Source organism: Vibrio chagasii (assembly GCA_041879415.1).
Classification (GTDB): domain Bacteria; phylum Pseudomonadota; class Gammaproteobacteria; order Enterobacterales; family Vibrionaceae; genus Vibrio.
In genome coordinates, this window is sequence record CP090852.1 from 483480 (window position 1) to 502025 (window position 18546).

Annotated in this window: 17 protein-coding genes; 11 read left to right on the plus strand and 6 right to left on the minus strand. The window is 44.8% G+C overall.

Going from position 1 to position 18546, the window contains the following annotated elements:
• Window positions 1-165: 165 nt before the first annotated feature.
• Together norR and L0991_16170 are read left to right on the plus strand one after the other, a co-directional pair.
• Entirely contained in the window at window positions 166-1758 is a 1593-nt protein-coding gene (gene norR / locus L0991_16165; GenBank protein XGB65070.1) for a nitric oxide reductase transcriptional regulator NorR, read from the plus strand.
• A gap of 89 nt (window positions 1759-1847) precedes the next feature.
• Window positions 1848-2207, plus strand: a complete 360-nt coding sequence (locus L0991_16170; protein ID XGB65071.1) for a glutaredoxin — start codon at window positions 1848-1850, stop codon at window positions 2205-2207.
• A gap of 105 nt (window positions 2208-2312) precedes the next feature.
• On the opposite strand, the gene L0991_16175 is transcribed toward L0991_16170, so the two are convergent.
• Window positions 2313-2948 carry an OmpA family protein gene (locus L0991_16175; protein ID XGB65072.1) on the minus strand — a complete coding sequence of 212 codons (636 nt, stop codon included), beginning with the start codon at window positions 2946-2948 and terminating at the stop codon, window positions 2313-2315.
• 258 nt (window positions 2949-3206) lie between these two features.
• Here L0991_16175 and L0991_16180 point away from each other — a divergent pair, with 258 nt between their 5' ends.
• From L0991_16180 to L0991_16205, 6 genes are all read left to right on the plus strand, one after another.
• On the plus strand, window positions 3207-3833 hold the full coding sequence (locus tag L0991_16180) for a thioredoxin domain-containing protein (GenBank protein XGB65073.1): 627 nt from the start codon (window positions 3207-3209) through the stop codon (window positions 3831-3833).
• Between the two features lie 56 nt (window positions 3834-3889).
• Window positions 3890-4363 (plus strand): FKBP-type peptidyl-prolyl cis-trans isomerase, encoded by a 474-nt coding sequence (locus tag L0991_16185; GenBank protein XGB65074.1) that lies wholly within the window; start codon window positions 3890-3892, stop codon window positions 4361-4363.
• A gap of 181 nt (window positions 4364-4544) precedes the next feature.
• Complete coding sequence (locus L0991_16190) at window positions 4545-5138, plus strand: TetR/AcrR family transcriptional regulator (GenBank protein ID XGB65075.1); 594 nt, start codon at window positions 4545-4547, stop codon at window positions 5136-5138.
• Window positions 5139-5288: 150 nt separating this feature from the next.
• Window positions 5289-6320: an NADP-dependent oxidoreductase gene (locus L0991_16195; GenBank protein XGB65076.1), complete on the plus strand. Its 1032-nt coding sequence runs from the start codon at window positions 5289-5291 to the stop codon at window positions 6318-6320.
• Between the two features lie 24 nt (window positions 6321-6344).
• Window positions 6345-6965 (plus strand): glutathione S-transferase, encoded by a 621-nt coding sequence (locus L0991_16200; protein ID XGB65077.1) that lies wholly within the window; start codon window positions 6345-6347, stop codon window positions 6963-6965.
• A gap of 152 nt (window positions 6966-7117) precedes the next feature.
• Window positions 7118-8800: a pseudouridine synthase gene (locus L0991_16205; GenBank protein XGB65078.1), complete on the plus strand. Its 1683-nt coding sequence runs from the start codon at window positions 7118-7120 to the stop codon at window positions 8798-8800.
• Window positions 8801-8934: 134 nt separating this feature from the next.
• Here the strand turns inward: L0991_16205 and L0991_16210 are convergent, their stop codons facing one another.
• The 3 genes from L0991_16210 to L0991_16220 all read right to left on the minus strand — a co-directional run bounded on the left by L0991_16210 (window position 8935) and on the right by L0991_16220 (window position 11354).
• Complete coding sequence (locus L0991_16210) at window positions 8935-9228, minus strand: YkgJ family cysteine cluster protein (GenBank protein ID XGB65079.1); 294 nt, start codon at window positions 9226-9228, stop codon at window positions 8935-8937.
• 164 nt (window positions 9229-9392) lie between these two features.
• Window positions 9393-10577, minus strand: coding sequence for a D-alanyl-D-alanine carboxypeptidase (locus L0991_16215; GenBank protein XGB65080.1), 1185 nt, complete (start codon window positions 10575-10577; stop codon window positions 9393-9395).
• A gap of 186 nt (window positions 10578-10763) precedes the next feature.
• Window positions 10764-11354, minus strand: coding sequence for a DUF4136 domain-containing protein (locus L0991_16220; GenBank protein ID XGB65081.1), 591 nt, complete (start codon window positions 11352-11354; stop codon window positions 10764-10766).
• A gap of 268 nt (window positions 11355-11622) precedes the next feature.
• Here L0991_16220 and L0991_16225 point away from each other — a divergent pair, with 268 nt between their 5' ends.
• Window positions 11623-11877, plus strand: coding sequence for a YgjV family protein (locus L0991_16225; protein ID XGB65082.1), 255 nt, complete (start codon window positions 11623-11625; stop codon window positions 11875-11877).
• A 257-nt stretch (window positions 11878-12134) separates the two neighbouring features.
• Here the strand turns inward: L0991_16225 and L0991_16230 are convergent, their stop codons facing one another.
• Window positions 12135-15302: a glycosyl hydrolase family 18 protein gene (locus L0991_16230; GenBank protein XGB65083.1), complete on the minus strand. Its 3168-nt coding sequence runs from the start codon at window positions 15300-15302 to the stop codon at window positions 12135-12137.
• 476 nt (window positions 15303-15778) lie between these two features.
• On the opposite strand from L0991_16230, the gene L0991_16235 reads away from it, so the two are divergent.
• The gene (locus tag L0991_16235) at window positions 15779-17365 is read left to right on the plus strand and encodes a BCCT family transporter (protein XGB65084.1); all 1587 of its coding nucleotides are present in this window, start codon (window positions 15779-15781) and stop codon (window positions 17363-17365) included.
• 96 nt (window positions 17366-17461) lie between these two features.
• Here the strand turns inward: L0991_16235 and L0991_16240 are convergent, their stop codons facing one another.
• Window positions 17462-17824: a RidA family protein gene (locus L0991_16240; GenBank protein XGB65085.1), complete on the minus strand. Its 363-nt coding sequence runs from the start codon at window positions 17822-17824 to the stop codon at window positions 17462-17464.
• Between the two features lie 265 nt (window positions 17825-18089).
• Between L0991_16240 and L0991_16245 the strand changes: the two genes are divergently transcribed.
• Window positions 18090-18536, plus strand: coding sequence for a YkgB family protein (locus L0991_16245; protein XGB65086.1), 447 nt, complete (start codon window positions 18090-18092; stop codon window positions 18534-18536).
• Window positions 18537-18546: the final 10 nt, after the last annotated feature.

An 18546-nucleotide genomic window follows, 5' to 3' on the forward strand; every position in this document is an offset into this window, starting at 1 on the left:
AATTGGGCTTCACTGTCTCTTTTGCACAATCAGTGCCAACTTTTTCAAGCCCCGCCAGCACTGGCTTTATTCTCAAAAATCCCTTTATAAAAATGTCAAAAAGACCTTTTTTTTAAGTCAATAAGACTCTATGATGTATATAAACACACACAGTTAGAGTTTTTTATGCAAGATATCTCCGCATCAACCCTCATGGAAATGACCATTGGCCTCGCAAGTGGTGTGAACGATCAAGATCGTTTTAATCGCCTAATCGATGCCATTCGTAAAACCATTACGTGTGATTGTGTCGCGCTCTTAAGCCTTCAAGGTGACACACTAGTCCCTATCGCAATGCAAGGGCTCAGCCGTGACACGTTCGGTCGTCGCTTTATCATTTCAGAGCACCCACGTTTTGCGGAGATATGTGCATCTCGCTCTCCTGTTCGTTTCGATTCTGATAGTTCTCTCCCAGATCCTTTTGATGGTCTGCTGATCGACCATGATGGCGACCTGCCAATGCATGCCTGTATGGGGCTGCCTTTGCTATTTGGGGATAAGCTATTAGGGGTTCTAACACTAGACAGCCTTAAACCAGACGTCTTCGCTAATATTCCAGCGCGTAACCTTGAAGTATTAGCAGCCATTGCAGCGTCAAGCATGCAGATGGCATTGACCTTTTCTCAGCTTGAACATCAAGCAAAACAGTCCAAACAGCTGTTAGAAGAGTTGAACGTTGAAGCGTGGGAACGCGACGGCGGTGAGTTGATTGGTAACAGTGACACCATGGTGGCGCTTAAGAACGACATCGCTGTAGTAGCGCCTTCAGAATTCAACATTCTGATTCACGGTGATACAGGTGTAGGTAAAGAACTGGTCGCTCGCACCCTGCACCATCAATCGCAACGTAAGCGTAATCCACTGGTTTACGTAAACTGCGCAGCTATTCCTGAGAACCTAGTTGAGAGTGAACTGTTTGGTCACGTACGTGGTGCATTTACGGGCGCAGACAAAAACCGCTTAGGTAAGTTCGCACTCGCCGATGGCGGTACCTTGTTCCTCGATGAGATTGGTGAACTGCCGTTAGCCGCGCAAAGTAAGTTACTGCGTGCGCTGCAAAACAACGAAATTCAACCTGTAGGTCAAGACAACATTCAAACCATTGATGTGCGTGTTTTGGCAGCAACTAACCGAGACTTAAAGCAAGAAGTAGAAGACGGTCGATTCAGAGCCGATTTATATCACCGATTAAGTGTGTACCCTATTGCGGTCCCTGCTTTGAAAGATCGTGGTGACGACATCAGTTTGCTAGCCGGTTTCTTCCTAGAACAGGCTCGTCGAAAGCTCGGCATCAACCAAGTGAAATTCCGCTCTGATGTTCTTGTATTCCTGAACCGCTATGGCTGGCCAGGTAACGTCCGTGAACTTGAGCACGTAATCAGCCGTTCGGCACTGAAAGCACTTGCTCGCAGTACCAACAAGAACCTAGTAACTATTACTAAAGAAGATTGTGGGCCACTGGATCAAGATCAGCCAGTCGCAACGACTCAAGCGAAAACAACTCCACTATCCACGCCAACAGTTGATCTGTCAGCAGGTTTACGCGGTGCAACCGACGATTTTCAACGTAGCATCATCACTGAAGTGTTGGAAGAAGCCAATTTTAACTGGGCGCAGGCAGGTCGAGTTCTAAAGACGGACCGAGCAAACCTAACCCGACTATCGAAGCGTTTAGGGTTAAATGTGGCTAAGTCTCACACGATTGAAAGGACAAAGTAGATATTAGCGGTTTGTAGCGAGCATCTGGCAAAACTTGTGTATATAATGCTGCAAATTGTAACGCTAATTTTAAATATGTAGAGAGAGTTATGAAGTTTATCCGTTGGTTCTTAGGTCGTGTCATTTTGCTATTAAATTTTGTTTTTACTCCTCGTGGCGTAAAACGTTCACAAGAAGAACAAAACAAAGTTAATGAGCAAGCTAAATCACACACGTTATACCAATTCGAAGCGTGCCCATTTTGTGTAAAAGTGCGCCGCGCGATGAAACGTCAATCGGTTCAGTTTGAACTTCGTGATGCTAAAAACAATGAACAGCACCGTGCAGAGCTTGAAGCCGGGGGAGGTCGTGTGAAAGTGCCTTGTCTACGTATTGAGAAAGATGGCAAAACTGAGTGGATGTACGAGTCTTCAGACATCGTCGCTTACTTAGAAAAGCAGTTCGTATAAGCTAACAAGCTAAGCGAAAATCAGACACAAAAAATCCCTCGAACGTGAGGGATTTTTTATGTCTGTTATTTGTGCGCTCTTCTCTTGAGAGCAAAACACTAAAACCTATTTCGCGACAATCAGCATCAGCTCTACACGGCGGTTACACGCTTTACCTTGCGGTGAAGCGTTGGTACACGCTGGAACATACTCACCAAAGCCGCGAGTATAGATAGAACGACTCGACACGTAGTTGCTCTCTAAGCGAGCTTTAACCTCTTTTGCACGCTGCTCTGATAAAGGATCATTGATACGATCTGTACCTGTATTATCGGTATGACCTTCAATCACGATATCGATGTCTTGGCGCTGAGAAAGGTAACTACCAAGTGTGTCTAACCATTGGTTGTAAGCTGGTTCAGGGAACGCAGAGCCTGTTTTGAAATTCACATGTTGCTCAAGCTTTACCATCACATGGTTACCTGGCAACACTTCAAAATCGATGCGGTTTTGTCTTAGAAACACTTCTAGCGGGTCGTTCGTTGACACGCCACGACCGTAGTTAGTGGTTATGGTTCTTTGATGTTGAGAGCTACTTTGCATTGAGTAGCCGCGGCGGTTTGTAGTTGTTGTCGTTTGAACAACGCCCCACTCCGGATGCATCAAATCGTAATCTGTTTGCGGCGCTGTCTCTAGCAGATTGTCGCCTAACATACCGGTTGGTAACGTCGTTTCACACCCAGCCAAAGCTATGCTTAACATTATCGCTAAATATCTCATTACTTCACCAACCACTCATGCAGATAAACCATTTACTAATGTCTATATCGGCCCCCCAAAAAAAACTTTAGACAAAAAGCACGCACTTCTAAAAAAAGTGCTTTTGATCACAGTTAACCGTCAACTAGCCTGTCTTAGCTCGCTAGTTCGTACTGTTTGCATTTATTTACCTTATAATTGTTTTCCATTTCGTACTAAATAGTTAGAATCTCACGACTTCTCAACGCTAGAGTAAACATCATGTTTAAACCATTTACTAAATTCTTCACTGCGCTTGTTGCTGTACTTATTATTGCTGGTTGTAGCGAAACAGACGAGCCACAAAAAGGCGTTCAATACGAGGCGCTTCCTACCGCTCTAACAGAATTTAACCTGTCACCGATCACTGAAATCTTCTCTCTAAATTGTGGTCACTGTCGCCAAATGGAAAGTGCAATTCCAGAGATTGAATCTCTAACAGACCAGAAAATTGGTAAGATGCACGTAACATTCAATGAAAGTGCTCAGATCAGCGCAATGATCTACTACACAGCAGTAATGCAACTAGATGCAACGCCAGACCACGCTTTCATGGAAGACCTTTTCGCTGCGGTTCAAATGGGCGCAGACGCAACACCAGAGCAACGTCAACAAGCACTAGAAACTGCTTTTACTTCTCGCGGTTTGGTTAGCCCATACCAGTTGAACAAAGAACAACAAGTAACGCTTTTTGACTACGTTAAGAAAGCAGAAGAAGTTTCAGTAAAAGGTCAGATCAACTCAGTACCAACGTTTATCGTTAACGGCAAATACCAAGTACTGACAGCAGGTCACCAAGACGTTGCTGGCATCGCAAAAACGATCAACTACCTTTTGACTCAACCATAAGCGCGGCTTTAGTCAGCTCATTAATAAACTAAGCAATAAATATAATAGGTTTTACTATGTCTAAATTTGTCATCCCGGTCATCGTCTTTCTTTTGGCGGGTTTCATGATTTACCGTACTTGGACAAATCATAAGTCTGGTGCAGAAAACTTCGAACAAGGTCAACAGTTCCTGCTAGAGAACGGAAAGAAAGAAGGTGTGATCACGACTGAAAGCGGCCTTCAGTACCTAGTTCTTGAAGAAGGTACTGGTACTGTTCACCCTACTAAAGACAGCAAAGTAACAGTTCACTATCACGGTACTCTGATCGATGGCACGGTTTTCGATAGCTCTGTAGAACGTGGTGAGCCAATCTCATTCGCTCTTAAGCAAGTAATCAAAGGCTGGCAAGAAGGTTTGACTTACATGGTAGAAGGCCAAAAAGTCCGCCTATTCATTCCAAGCACGCTAGGTTACGGCAAAGGTGGTACGGGCCCAATCCCACCATCAGCAACACTGATTTTTGATGTTGAGCTAATCTCTATCCAGTAATCCGCTCGATTGAAAGTAACTATTATGCTAAGCCCCGACATGCAAAACATGTTGGGGCTTTTTATTAGTAAGTCATCGTTTTAAATACACCTTAGCACTGACCATCATCCAGTTAACACGAATAATCAAGTAATAACACAGCCACTAGACGACTGGTCTAATTTAAATTATAGTATCGACCATGAACGAGAAAACGAATGACACACGCCTGCATATTTTAGATGTCGGCTATCAATTAATAGTGAACAACGGCTTTAATGGCGTTGGCTTATCACAATTGCTTAAAGAAGCGGAAGTACCGAAAGGGTCGTTTTACCACTACTTTAAATCAAAAGAGCAATTTGGTGAGGCGCTAATCCAACACTATTTTGAAAACTATATCACTAAGATTGAATCCATTTTAGTGCACGGTGAAGGCAGCCATTATCAACGAATTTTGAGTTACTTTTCACTGTGGTCAAAGATTGAGAACGGTACATGTAATGCGCACAAGTGTTTAGTTGTTAAGCTCAGTGCTGAAGTATCAGACCTTTCTGATCCTATGCGCCAAGCTCTACTAAAAGGTGCTGAGAAAGTCACGACAACCATCCAGCAATGTATTGTTGGCGGTATTGAAGATGGCTCTATCTCGGTAGAAAACAGCCAAGAAGCAGCCCAGAGCCTATATTCAATGTGGCTAGGCGCTAGTTTATTAAGCAAGTTAAGCCAAAGTTCACAGAGCTTAGAATCGGCATTACGACTTACCGAACAAATTTTGAAAGGTGAAAGCCATTAACGCGCACTGCGTTTGATTGGCATTTACTGTTTTAACTTAGAAGAAATCACCCGCCCTCTTATCAACTTGATGACGGCGGGATTTTTAGAAAACAAGACTAGACGACTGGTCTAATTCTAAATAAACACAATATAAAATTAAGGACATCCAATGACTCAACAAGACAATCGTCGTATCGTATTAGCTTCTCGCCCTGTCGGCGCACCAACTCAAGATAACTTCCGCTTTGAAACCGTTGCTCCACCAGCAATCAACGATGGTGAAATGTTACTTCGTTCGGTTTACCTATCTCTCGACCCTTACATGCGTGGCCGTATGAATGATGCAAAATCTTACGCCGATCCAGTTGCTATTGATGAGGTGATGGTTGGTGCAACTGTGTGTCAGGTTGAAGCATCAAACAACAGCGATTATGAAGTTGGCGAGTGGGTGTTGGCTTACACAGGCTGGCAAGATTATGGCGTGTCGAACGGTGAAGGTCTTATCAAGTTAGGAAAAGAGCCGACTCACCCTTCTTACGCACTGGGCATCATGGGTATGCCAGGCTTTACCGCTTACATGGGTTTACTGGATATCGGCCAACCGAAAGAAGGCGACACGTTAGTGGTAGCGGCTGCAACTGGCCCAGTAGGCGCTACTGTCGGACAAATCGGTAAGTTAAAAGGTTGTCGTGTCGTTGGTGTGGCTGGCGGTAAAGAGAAGTGTCAATACGCGAAAGAGGTTCTTGGTTTTGATGAATGTATCGACCACAAGGCAGATGACTTCGCAGAGCAATTAGCAAAAGCGTGTGACAACGGCATCGACGTTTACTTTGAAAATGTTGGCGGCAAGGTATTCGATGCAGTAATGCCTCTCCTAAATACAGGTGCTCGAATTCCAGTTTGTGGGCTTATCTCACAATACAATGCTACATCGCTCCCTGAAGGTCCTGACCGTATGTCTAGCCTTATGGGGACCCTTCTAGTTAAGCGCATTAAGATGCAAGGCTTCATCATCTTTGACGACTACGCGCACCGTTACAATGAGTTCGCAACTCAAATGACTGAATGGCTGTCTCAAGGAAAAATGCACTATCGCGAACACCTAATTGAAGGTCTAGACGAAGCGCCACAAGCTTTCATGGGTCTGTTAGAAGGCCAGAACTTCGGCAAACTTGTTATCAAAACTAACGAACCAAAATAGCTCAAGAATAGAATAGGCAGAACTATGATTACTTTACATCACCTGAATAAATCGCGTTCTAAGCGCATCATCTGGCTACTCGAAGAGCTTGGTGTCGACTATCAAATAAAACCTTACCAACGAGACAGTGTCACGTTTTTAGCACCACCTGAACTGAAGTCTGTTCACCCTCTTGGCAAATCTCCAGTCATTGAAGATGATGGCATGGTGATCAGCGAATCTGGCGCGATTACTGAGTACCTCATCGACAAATTTGGTCAAGGTAAATTTGCACCAGCACGCGGCACAGCTGAATACGTTGAGTATTCTCAATGGCTACACTTTGCTGAAAGTTCGGGCATTTTACCAATGCTGCTTAAGATCTTCGTGATGAAAGACGGCGCCGAAACAAACTTCCTTGGTGGTTATGCTGATGACGAAAATCAAAAGATCCTAACCTTCGTAAACCAATCTCTTGAAGGCAAAACCTACCTCGTAGGGGAAACACTCACTGGCGCTGATTTTATGATGTCGTTCATCGTTGAAATCGTCGGTAACTTTGGTGCTACTGCGCTCTACCCTAACATTGCTAAATATGGTGAGCTTTTGGCGAGCCACCCTGCTTACCAAAAGGCGGAGCAACTCGAGTTAGAACACTCCAATTAATCGAGGTTCAGTCTATTCAATGCGTCCATAGCGTGAAAATGACTGTCTAAATGAAGCCAAAGCCGATTTATCTTTCGCTTTGGCTTCTCATTTACCTTCATTTCGACAACAATATCGAGCTCTAAACTGAATACCCATAGAGTTTGATCTTCATGTCAGCAAACCTTGCTCAATACACACCACTGCGCACCTTAGACCAAACGGCGAATCAAGACTTATCGCTACCAGAGCGTTTTACATTCCCGTATTACTATACTCCGCACCCATTGTGTGAAATAGCGATGCAGCAGCTTCAACAGTCACTGCTTGACTGTGGTGCGGATGAAACGTCACAAGGTAATCTCTATGCCGTTCTTCTGGTTCAACATCCTCGAACTCAAGAGTTGGGCTACCTTTCTGCATTTTCAGGTTTACAACTCGATTCGTCGCTAGAGTCTCAACTATCGAGCTTGAGCTTTGTTCCATCTGCATTTAATAAACAGCAGTTTGAAAACCAAAACACAGACCGTTTAACTCAACAAGCGACTCTAGCTGACGACATTGCTAACCTAGAGCACACTCATAACTTAGATGAACTGACATCAACGCTGAGCGAACTTAAAAACAATGCGAGTAAAGCAATAGAAGCCTTTCAGCTCACTATGGCTGCCAACAAAGCACAGCGCAATGAACTGAGAGAGCAAGCTACCCAAGAGAAAGCACTCGGCAATCTAGAGTCTGCGGCCAGCCTACTTAAGCAGTTAGGTAATCAAAGCAGCCAAGAGAAGCGAGACCTCAAAGCACTTCGTATCGAGTGGAAACAGAAGATCGCTGAAAAGCAATCACAAGTAGACGCTATCGAAAGCGAGCTTAAAAGCCGTAAGAACGACTACCACGCCATTTCTGCAGAACTAGAAACAGAGCGCTTGTCTCACTATCGTTTTATCAACCGAGCGGCAGAGTCAAAGAGTCTGCTTGAATTGTTGGATGGTAAAGACGCGCTTGAAGGCTCTGGTGACTGCTGCCTACCAAAGCTACTTAACTTTGCCTTTGAACACGGCTTTACACCGTTAGCTTTAGCCGAGTTTTGGTGGGGACTACCACCAATAGATATTATTCGACAACACGGAAACCTCTACCCGGTTTGCCAAAGTAAGAGCTTTGAGATCCTTGAACATCAACTCAATGGCATTGAGCTAGAAGATAATCCACTTATCGTGAACCCTGCGGTCGGTAAGTCGTTTGACATTGTTTATGAAGACGAAGAGATCGTGGTCGTGAACAAACCCGAAGAGTTCTTGTCGGTTCCGGGCAAGTTCATCGAAGACTCAGTATATACGCGTATCAAAGCACGCTATCCAGATGCAACAGGCCCTTTGATTATCCATAGATTGGATATGTCGACGTCTGGCTTGTTGATCTTGGCGCTAACGGCCGAGTCCAACAAGCATATCCAAAAACAGTTCATCGATAGAACGGTCGAAAAGCGTTACACCGCACTGCTTGATGGTGAAATCCACGGTGATTCTGGCGATATTAGTTTGCCGTTACGCGGCGACATCACCGACAGACCAAGACAGCTCGTTTGTCATGAACATGGGCGCAACGCAGAAACGCACTGGCAAGCGGTCAGCACCAATAACGGAAAAACCAAGGTGCACTTGTACCCTAAAACCGGCCGTACCCACCAACTACGCGTACACTGCGCTCACCCACAAGGACTTGGCGTACCAATTCGCGGTGATGACCTATATGGCTACAAGCGTGAACGACTGCACCTTCATGCGGGCTACCTCAAACTGATCCACCCAACAACCGGGGAATGGATGGAGTTCGAAGTACCTTCTGAGTTTTAAATCGACTCGTTCTCACACAAAACTAAATCAGTAAAACGAATCAGGGCTCTATATCAAATCGAGATATAAAGCCCTGACTTACAAGATATCGTATATTGATTTAATAATATGCATCAACCGGTTGCTAATACAACCTAACCCATCACCTCTTTACGCTGATCGATACACTCAAAAGAGCCCATTTCGAACTCACGGCAGATCCATGGTCGGTTTTCATAGATAGTGCACATCAGTGTTTCCCTATCTACCGCAGAGCACCAACCATCATCTAAACGTTTCATGGTTTCACCGCCCCACTCATCGTAAGCAATATGCTCTTCTGGGACACCGGTATCTGTGATGATCATAACCTCTAAACGACAACAGCATGCCTGGCAATTGGCGCAAGTTACTTCAGGTTCGGTGATGTTCTTTATCTCTATGGTCATAAGTAACTACACTGCTAAATTTTGCGTATAGTAATCGAAACCATCAGCGACTGCTAATAAAGAACGTTATTCACCTCGCTTTGTCCAGTTCTGAAACAACAAAAGGCGCCGTGATCAAATCACAGCGCCCATTCATTTTACTTTTCGTTCTGGTGTCAGTTCGCTTAGAACAGACTTGAGAAGAACAATTTAATGTAGTCCATCAAACGTTTGAACAAGCCACCTTGTTCAACCGATTCAAGTGCGATCAAAGGCTGAGTTTGAACATCTTCACCATCAACCGTGTAATGAACGACACCTAGAGTTTGACCCTCTGTAATCGGCGCTTTGAGTTCCGAGTTTAATTCGATAGATGCGGTTAGCTTTTTGCTGTCTGACTTAGGTAGCGTGATAAACGTGTCTTCTGCAACCCCAAGCTTCAAAGTGTCTTGGTCGCCAAACCACACTTTCTCTTCAGCCACTTGGTCGCCGCCTTGGTGGACATTAAGCGTATCGAAGAATCGGAAGCCGTAACTTAAAAGCTGCTTACTGTCTGACTCTCGACTTTTAACACTTGATGCGCCCATCACCACTGCGATAAGTCTCATTTCACCTTGTGTTGCCGAGCTCGCTAAGCTGTAGCCCGCACCCGAGGTGTAACCCGTCTTCATGCCATCAACCGTTAAGCTTCTGTCACGGAGCAAGCCATTGCGGTTGTGTTGCGTGATGCCGTTGTAACTGAAAGAACGCTCACTGTATAAGCCATATACATCTGGAAGATCTTTAATGATCGCTCGGCCAAGCATTGCGATATCGTAAGGCGTTGAATATAAGTCGTCTGCGTCTAAACCATGCGCATTAGCAAAGTGAGTGTTTTCCAATTTAAGCGAAGCAGCCCAAGAGTTCATCAAATCAACAAAGGCATCTTGAGAACCAGCTACATGCTCTGCGATCGCAACACTGGCATCGTTACCCGATTGAATAATCAAACCTCGGTATAGATCCATCATCGCGACGTCGGTATTTACTTCAATGAACATTTTTGAAGAGTCAGGAAAATTCTTTGCCCAAGCGTTTTCACTAATTCTGACTTTATCATCTGCAGAGATGTTACCTCGCTTCATCTCCTGACCTGCCACATAGCTGGTCATCAGTTTGGTCAAGCTTGCTGGGTTCAACTTAGTATGTGCATTTTTTTCGACGAGCACATCACCAGAATTAAAGTCGATTAACACATACCCTTTCGCGCCCAAACTAGGCGGAGCCGGTACTATAGAAGGTGCGGCGATAGCTGCTGTGCTAACCATCGCTGCGTTACTTACAATGAATATACTTAATAAAGGGAGAGAGTATTTGGAGAACAGTTTCATTGAATTAAACCTAAGTTAACGTTTTGACCAGTATAGACAAATGCTAGCAAAAGAAGCGCGAACTTTACGTTGCTTTACGCAAATGTACCTTTAGTTACAAATAAAAAAGTATATTCTGCGATCTGTTCATTTTTCCGACCATTAATATTGACCAAGCTAATACTCTCCATGCTTAGTATTTGCTATTTATCTCTCTGGCATTTGTCTGAATAGCATCTCCACAAAACCAGAAATTCGTTCTTTGCTCTCACTTGCTTCAAGATCGGCCTGAATCCCTGTTTGCGCTAGCGCTCGCCACTGAATCACCTGAGAGTTTGGCACTGAAAACACGATGTATAGAGAGCCTTTTTCGGCGAGTTTGCCCTTTCCATCATAAAATGGAACACCTGTAGAGAGCTGAACCGCATCGAAAATGGAGTTGTCATTCAGCTCTGACTCTTCGGCTAGGCCAAAGCCAACCACCACGTCACCAACACCCCCACCTTGCTCTAAGCGGTACCCCTTTTCAGTTAACTGCTCTTCAATTGCATCACGTACCATGTCAGTCACGACGGTTTCATTGTATTTCTTAGAGAGATATACCTGCTCTGATTGTGGGTGCCATGAATAAGTCGTGACGCCATTTTTCATAAACTCGAAGTCACCGCTGGTTACGACACCATAATCATGCACAGGCATTTGCTCTTGGGTCGTACATGCCGTCAGCCCAATGCTCATCAAGGTCATAAGCACAGCGGTCTTTATGCTTTTTGTTGCACAAATGGATCGTTTTATCATGGTTAGAGCCTTTACCTATATATCAATAACTATCAATTTAACCACCAACATAAACGGTAATTATGTTAGGCAAAAATGCATTAAACGTTTGCGTAATCGCTAACCTTCACTTCTACCTATTTTGGGGGTTTAATCACAAAAACGGAGTTGGTATAGTCTACCCCGTTAAACATAACCAGACCATTCGAGGCACGGAGCTTCCTCAATCATCTCATGAAGAGAAGAATTGGTACCGACAAAGTATCGGCAAATTTAAGAGGGTCAAACAATGGAATTCAATATGGTTGAGATTTTAGGTTACGCTGCGTCTATTATGGTCGCAATTTCATTAACAATGAAAGATATCGTTCGCCTGCGTGTCCTTAACTTTATTGGCTGTGCACTCTTCACAGCATACGGCGTTATGATTGACGCTTGGCCAGTGGTTGCAACCAACGGCTTCATCGCATGTGTAAACATCTACTTCCTTGCAAAAATGCAAAAGGAAAAAAAAGCGGAAGCGATGAAAGAAGCAAAAGCTTAATTTAGCGACTAGCGATTTCAAACTATTCTGAAAAAGCCCAAATAGAGCGTTCTATTTGGGCTTTTTTATATCTGTTATTCCTCTACACGCTCACTACCTTCTACTTTTTCACCGTTCAGACATAGCAGGCGTAAAACATAGTAAGACCATGAATAAAAAACGCCGAACAGGATTGAGTTCGGCGTTTAACTCTACGTTAAGTGGTTTGTTTAAGGAGGCTAAGCTAGAAAGCTCTCACCTCTATCAACAAATCAATACTATGAACACACTTTGGTCCAGCTACCGTCACTGCCCGGCTCAGAACTTGTCCACCAGTTAGCTTGGTAAATGCTGCCATTGTGAACCACTTGGTCACCCGTATTAGCATGGCTTGGATTGCCGGCCCAGTCTTTCTGAGGCAGATCTGGGTACACAGTTAAACCTGCAGTATCACAAGTACCAGGGTTTGTGCCGCCGTCGCCAGGGTTACCGCCACCAGAACTGATATCACCTAAAGGTAAATCTGGTTGCTCAAAGCTAAAGGCATAATCGACACCACCTACGTTAACGGCATAGTTTGCAGGGCCTGAAATTGGTAAGTAATACACCATGTCCAGCTCATACACTCCACCAGCAGAAAGCTCTTTCCATGCAGGTAATGTGAAGGCTACTCGGTGCATAGTACCGTCTAAGCCACCGATGTTATCCGGGCGAGTATGACCCGACGCAATCACAGTCAAACCACCACCAGATTGGTCTTTCGCATTATCTGGCGCTGATACTGGAATGTCGAACTGGAACTCTGTACCGCCAGGCAGTGCTTGACCCGTATTGTTGGTAAACGTGATCTTAGGATTAATTGGGTAGTTTTGGTCACCGACTTTGAAACCACCAACCGATACTGCGATGTCTAATGCTTCGGTAGGGATTGCACCAGTCGCGACTTTGTTTCCATATGGCGTTGCCGACTTAAACTTATCGTAGATAGCTTTAGTCATTGTGTTACCCATGTGGAACTCACCGTTACCGCTGTTACACGCTTGCTCTGTGATATCAACCGTTGTTCGGTTGCCACTTGCATCAAGTACATAACAGTTGTAGTCGCCAGCCAGTTCCCAGAACATGATGCCGCCGATTTCTTTGTCGATAACGTAGTCCGCTTTCACGTTGATAGACTCTTTATCTTCCGTAGAAAGGAACACGCCTTTTTCAGCATTCCATAGCCAAGGTGCAACCGCCACGCTGTCGTAGTTACGCGTGTAAGTGCCTCTTAGAACATCCGTTGGATCGTTTACAGGATCTAGCTTGTAGGCGTCCGCATAAGAGCCCCAAATGCCTTTCTCTAGGTTCTTCGCATGCCACATTGGGTTCGAACCTGCGCCCATTTCATTTCCTTTAGGGTCGGTATCATGCCACATGTTATCGATACCAATCGCACCGTGACCACAGTTGTTCTTCTCACCTTCACCAGTACCAGCGGCACATTCAGATTGGTTAGGCAATGCAGCTCGGCCCCAAAGACCATTTTCACCACCGGTTACACCCTGCCAACCACGCGTGTAGTAAGGCACACCGATGTTAATACGACCCGCTGGCATTGAACCGCGGAAGTAATGGTAAGCCCAATCCGTGTTCAGGTAGCCAATACCGCCATAAGCCGCCGTGTCGTATACGTTCCACTGTGCTAGCTCTGAATCTTTACCTGTATCAAACAAAGCAGCGTTGTGGCCAACGTGATCGTTCCAAGCGCCGTGAAGGTCGTAAGACATGATGTTCACGTAATCAAGATATTGAGTGACATCGAATGTTTCCATACCGCGCAACAGGTAGCCAGAAGAAGGTGCCGCGATAGTTAACATATAGTGATTGCCATCTTCAGCAGATGCCACATCAAGCTTCTCACGCAATACTTTCATCAGTACTTGGTATGAAGCCCATAGGTACTGTCGACGTGGTTCCATGAAGTCTTTGTCGTATGGGTTGCCCGCGCCTGCCATTGAGGTTGGGTACTCATAATCGATATCTAGACCATCGAATTGATACTTACGCAGCATTTCAACTGCTGAAGTCGCGAATGTTTCGATGCCTTGATGGTTAATAGAGCCATCAGCATTGGTCGTCATGGTGTAGAAACCACCATCAGCGACACGGCTGCCGTCTGTGGCAAAGTGACCGCCAGTCTCAGCCCAACCACCAATTGAGATTAGTGTTTTAACACCGTGTTTTTTCTTGGCTGTTGCAAGCGCACCAAAGTGACCTTTAAAGCCTAGTGCAGGGTCAACCTCGACTCCCGGCCACTCTTTACCGACAGCAGCATTATTTGGATCATTTACATCACCAACATTCACTTTGCCATCTGAACCGATGCTCACGAACGCGTAGTTAATGTGTGTGAGTTGTTCCCAAGGAATATCATTTACTAAGTAAGCTGCTTGAGGGTCGTCCCCTGCACGCCAACTAGTGAAGTAACCAATCACACGACGAGGGTGATCCGCGCCCATTTTCTCACGGCCTTCATCATCGTAAATTGTACAGTAAGGAACATCGACACCTTGAGTTTGATATAAGCCATCAGGACGACATGTACTCACCGTTGGAGCGCCGTTCACCTTCAAAGAAGCCAAGGCTGAATCCGTTGTTGCGCCTTGATCGTCGGTCGCTTTGGCGTAAACAGACAAAGTACCGGCTTGAGTGGTTGTGTAGTCAAGCGCATACGGGCTTGTTGCAGCCGTTCCAACTAAAGAACCTGCCACATAAAAATCAACTTTATCAACCGTACCATCACTGTCTGCAGCCGTTGCCGTGAGTGTCACCACACCACCTACATCCACAGAAGCCGCGGAAAGTGCAACTGATACTGTTGGCGCTTCATTGCCAGGTTGCAGTGAATCAACAGAAACAGATACCGCGCTTGCTACACTCGCTGCACCTTCATTGTCTGTTGCTACAACAGAAACTTGATGGTTGCCAGACGTTGCAGCCCAAGTCGCTTCAAATGGTGCCGCTGTTACTACTGCGACGGAAGTACCATCGACAAAAAATTCTACTGAAGCAACGCTACCATCAGCATCAAGTGCCGTAGCACTTAAGACGACATTATCGCCCTCAACGATCACATCTGACGCGGTAGGTGCTGTTAACGAAGCGGTTGGCGCTTCATTTGGCGTCCCACCGTCTCCGCCGCCGCTACACACATCAATCTTTTTCCATTGTGCATAGTCACCTTCAAATTGGCTCGGGTTGTTGTTTTGATTCCAGTAATTCGCTGAGTACGCGCTGCCGTCATGTGAAACCTGATCACCACCGGTATATACCGTGGCAGAATCCCACGCTTCTAACGTTGAACAATCAACAGCCGCGTAGCTATTGAACGCCATTAAGCATGACGCGGTGAGAGTACTGAGTGTAAAAACCTTCTTGGCCACTCTTCCTTGGTTTAGGTGCATGTTAGCTGTCCCTTAAGTTATTGTTTCAAGATGCTTAATTTAAGTGTCATATTTCTCACCACTTAAATCTCTTCGCAAAACAACTGTAGGTAACAGTGCCAATTTAACACCTAAAATATTCGATATTTATAAAATGACTCGCATTAATTTGTTTATAGCATGCAATGAGTCGACACTTATTTTGCACGAACAACTAATATTAAATTTATTTCGGTACGCTAAAAAATATCGCCCAACTCACCTCATTAATTACAAAACTCTATTCATATCGATTTTATTCATTCGTTCTGAAATTTCGTCTTAAAACTAACCAAAAGGGAGTGATTTAGCCATAGAACCGATTTCTTTTCTAAATTCGCCCACTTTTTCTTAACAACTGTGATAGTATCGCGGCTTTTTTTGACGAACCTCACATTTCCAATGCAAGTGTGGGAGAAATACATAGGCTTGAAAGAGCCAAATATAGCGAAGAAATAATGTCCAACTTGACGCAAGTCGCCAACGAAAACATCAACGCAGAATCTACTTCTATTAACTTCACTAAAGCCCAATCTTTGGGTGAAAAACTGGAGCTTGGAAATCCAGTATTTTGGCTAAGTGGGAGCTTTTTAACCCTCTTTGTCATTCTTGCCTTCACCAACACCTCGGTGTTGTCAGAACTTGTAAACATCGGTTTTAGTTATTCGACTAAATGGTTCGGTGCTTTTTGGCAGGTTCTCTTACTACTCAACTTCATTATCGGCTTAGTGCTTGCACTAGGACGCACAGGTCACGTTCGTTTGGGTAAACTTGCCCTTCCTGAAATGACCACATTCAAATGGATGTCGATTGTCCTATGTACGCTACTCGCAGGCGGTGGTGTATTTTGGGCAGCAGCAGAGCCTATTGCTCACTTCGTTTCTGCTCCGCCTCTATACGGCAACACTGATCCTCAAGAAATGGCATTCAACGCCCTATCTCAGTCTTTCATGCACTGGGGCTTTCTTGCTTGGGCAATCTTAGGTGGCTTATCCTCCATCGTATTGATGCACCTACACTACGATAAAGGGCTTCCTCTTAAACCTCGTACTTTGCTTTACCCATTGCTGGGAGATAAAGCAATTAATAGCTGGATCGGTAACGTAGTCGACGCGTGTAGCATTGTTGCTGTGGCCGCAGGTACTATCGGTCCAATTGGTTTCTTAGGTCTTCAAATCAGTTATGCGTTGAGTGAGCTGTTTGGCATCTCAGACAGCTTTACAACTCAGAGTATTGTGATTCTGTTCGCTATCGCTATGTACACCCTATCTGCATTGAGCGGCGTGAACAAAGGCATCCAACTGGTGAGCCGTTACAACATCATCTTGTCTGTATGCCTTATCGGCTACATCCTTCTTGTAGGCCCAACAAGCTTCATCGTTGATGGCTACTTGCAAGGCATAGGTGAAATGATTGATAACTTCATCCCTATGGCGCTTTATCGCCAAGATACAGCGTGGCTTGGTGGTTGGACGGTATTCTTCTGGGGTTGGTTCTTAGGTTATGGTCCAATGATGGCAATCTTTATTGCTCGTATTTCACGCGGTCGAACTATTCGCCAAATGATCGTGTCTATCAGCATCGTTGCTCCGCTGGTAACCTGTTTCTGGTTCAGCATCGTTGGTGGTAGCGGTTTAGCGTTTGAGTTAGAAAGCCCAGGTGTGATTTCTAGTGCGTTTGAAGGCTTCAACCTTCCTGCAGTATTACTGGCTATCACGGCACAACTGCCATTTCCGACTCTGATTGCGATTCTGTTCCTTATCCTGACCACCACGTTCATCGTAACAACGGGCGACTCAATGACCTACACCATCAGTGTAGTTATGACAGGTACCACAGAGCCAAACGCAGCGGTACGCACCTTCTGGGGTATCATCATGGGTGCTGTAGCGATAGCACTGATCTCAATGGGCTCTGGCGGTATTTCAGCGCTACAGTCGTTCATTGTTATTACTGCGGTTCCTGTGTCATTCATCTTACTGCCATGTTTATGGCATGCACCTAAGATCGCGACACAGATGGCAAAAGAGCAAGGCATCGCTTAATCACAAAGCCGACTAACCTCGGTTTCGTGTTTCGAACAAAAAAGCCACTCAAGTGAATCACCTAAGTGGCTTTGTTTTATCTATCTGTATATCGGTTTATTGAAACTTTTCACCAGCGGCAACCACGAATGACATTTCAACCAACAGTTCAGGGTTTGCCAGTTCCGCTTTCACACAAGCACGGCTAGGCGCACAGCCTTCAGGGAACCATGCTTCCCACACTTCATTAAGTGCATCAAAGTTAGCGAAATCCGTTAGGTAAATAGTGACCGACAATACGCGAGATTTATCGCTGTCTACTAGGCTCATCATCTCTTCAGCTTGCTCAAAGATTTGTTGAACCTGACTTTTAATGCCCGCAGATGTGTCCGACTCAGCAACTTCAACAAAGCTTGCAATACCATTAAAAACAGTTACATCAGACCAGCGCTTGGTCGGGTTAATTCTATGAATCTTCACTCGCTATTCTCTTCTTATTGTGAGGGCCTACATCAGAGTAATCTAATTCAAATCCCAAATATTGAAAACAAAAATCAGCTGGAAATTCCCTAATCAAGCTATCAAAAAACAATCCAACACATTGTTTCTCAACAGGCTCGATGGCTAAACCGCTGATGGGTACGCCATATAAGATTCAGTGAAATAATCCAATTTTCATTAATATTGCGAAATTTAGTTATCACTAGTGCGGTCATGTTTTAGGACTTATTAATGGAGTACTTTTATGCATGTTCAAACCTACGAATTGAAGCAAAGCAATTTTGGATACAACCTTGGCGTGGTAGGCGTCGCTTTGGTGTTAGCTTGGATTGGAATTTACAAGTTTACGCCTACTGAGGCGATGTTGATTGAGCCTTTAATTGTCAACCACCCAGCAATGAGTTGGCTTTACGATTTATTCTCCGTCCAAGCCGTGTCTAATATGGTTGGTAGTGCTGAAATCATTGTCGCGATTGGGCTGATGATTGGATTTAAAAAGCCGCAAGTGGCGTTCTATTCTGGCATTGCTGCGGCGGCTATCTTTGTTGTGACACTGAGCTTTCTAATTACCACACCAAACGCTTGGAAAGTATCGGATGGTATTTTGGTCACTAACTTCTTCTTAGTGAAAGATATTCTATTTTTAGCAATCGCGATCAGCATTATCGAACGCAATAAACCTCAAAAGTAACCTTATAGAT

Coding starts and splice junctions, on each gene's coding strand:
- norR (XGB65070.1), top strand. CDS start 166: ATGCAAGATATCTCCGCATCAACCCTCATGGAAATGACCATTGGCCTC.
- L0991_16170 (XGB65071.1), top strand. CDS start 1,848: ATGAAGTTTATCCGTTGGTTCTTAGGTCGTGTCATTTTGCTATTAAAT.
- L0991_16175 (XGB65072.1), bottom strand. CDS start 2,948: ATGTTAAGCATAGCTTTGGCTGGGTGTGAAACGACGTTACCAACCGGT.
- L0991_16180 (XGB65073.1), top strand. CDS start 3,207: ATGTTTAAACCATTTACTAAATTCTTCACTGCGCTTGTTGCTGTACTT.
- L0991_16185 (XGB65074.1), top strand. CDS start 3,890: ATGTCTAAATTTGTCATCCCGGTCATCGTCTTTCTTTTGGCGGGTTTC.
- L0991_16190 (XGB65075.1), top strand. CDS start 4,545: ATGAACGAGAAAACGAATGACACACGCCTGCATATTTTAGATGTCGGC.
- L0991_16195 (XGB65076.1), top strand. CDS start 5,289: ATGACTCAACAAGACAATCGTCGTATCGTATTAGCTTCTCGCCCTGTC.
- L0991_16200 (XGB65077.1), top strand. CDS start 6,345: ATGATTACTTTACATCACCTGAATAAATCGCGTTCTAAGCGCATCATC.
- L0991_16205 (XGB65078.1), top strand. CDS start 7,118: ATGTCAGCAAACCTTGCTCAATACACACCACTGCGCACCTTAGACCAA.
- L0991_16210 (XGB65079.1), bottom strand. CDS start 9,228: ATGACCATAGAGATAAAGAACATCACCGAACCTGAAGTAACTTGCGCC.
- L0991_16215 (XGB65080.1), bottom strand. CDS start 10,577: ATGAAACTGTTCTCCAAATACTCTCTCCCTTTATTAAGTATATTCATT.
- L0991_16220 (XGB65081.1), bottom strand. CDS start 11,354: ATGATAAAACGATCCATTTGTGCAACAAAAAGCATAAAGACCGCTGTG.
- L0991_16225 (XGB65082.1), top strand. CDS start 11,623: ATGGAATTCAATATGGTTGAGATTTTAGGTTACGCTGCGTCTATTATG.
- L0991_16230 (XGB65083.1), bottom strand. CDS start 15,302: ATGCACCTAAACCAAGGAAGAGTGGCCAAGAAGGTTTTTACACTCAGT.
- L0991_16235 (XGB65084.1), top strand. CDS start 15,779: ATGTCCAACTTGACGCAAGTCGCCAACGAAAACATCAACGCAGAATCT.
- L0991_16245 (XGB65086.1), top strand. CDS start 18,090: ATGCATGTTCAAACCTACGAATTGAAGCAAAGCAATTTTGGATACAAC.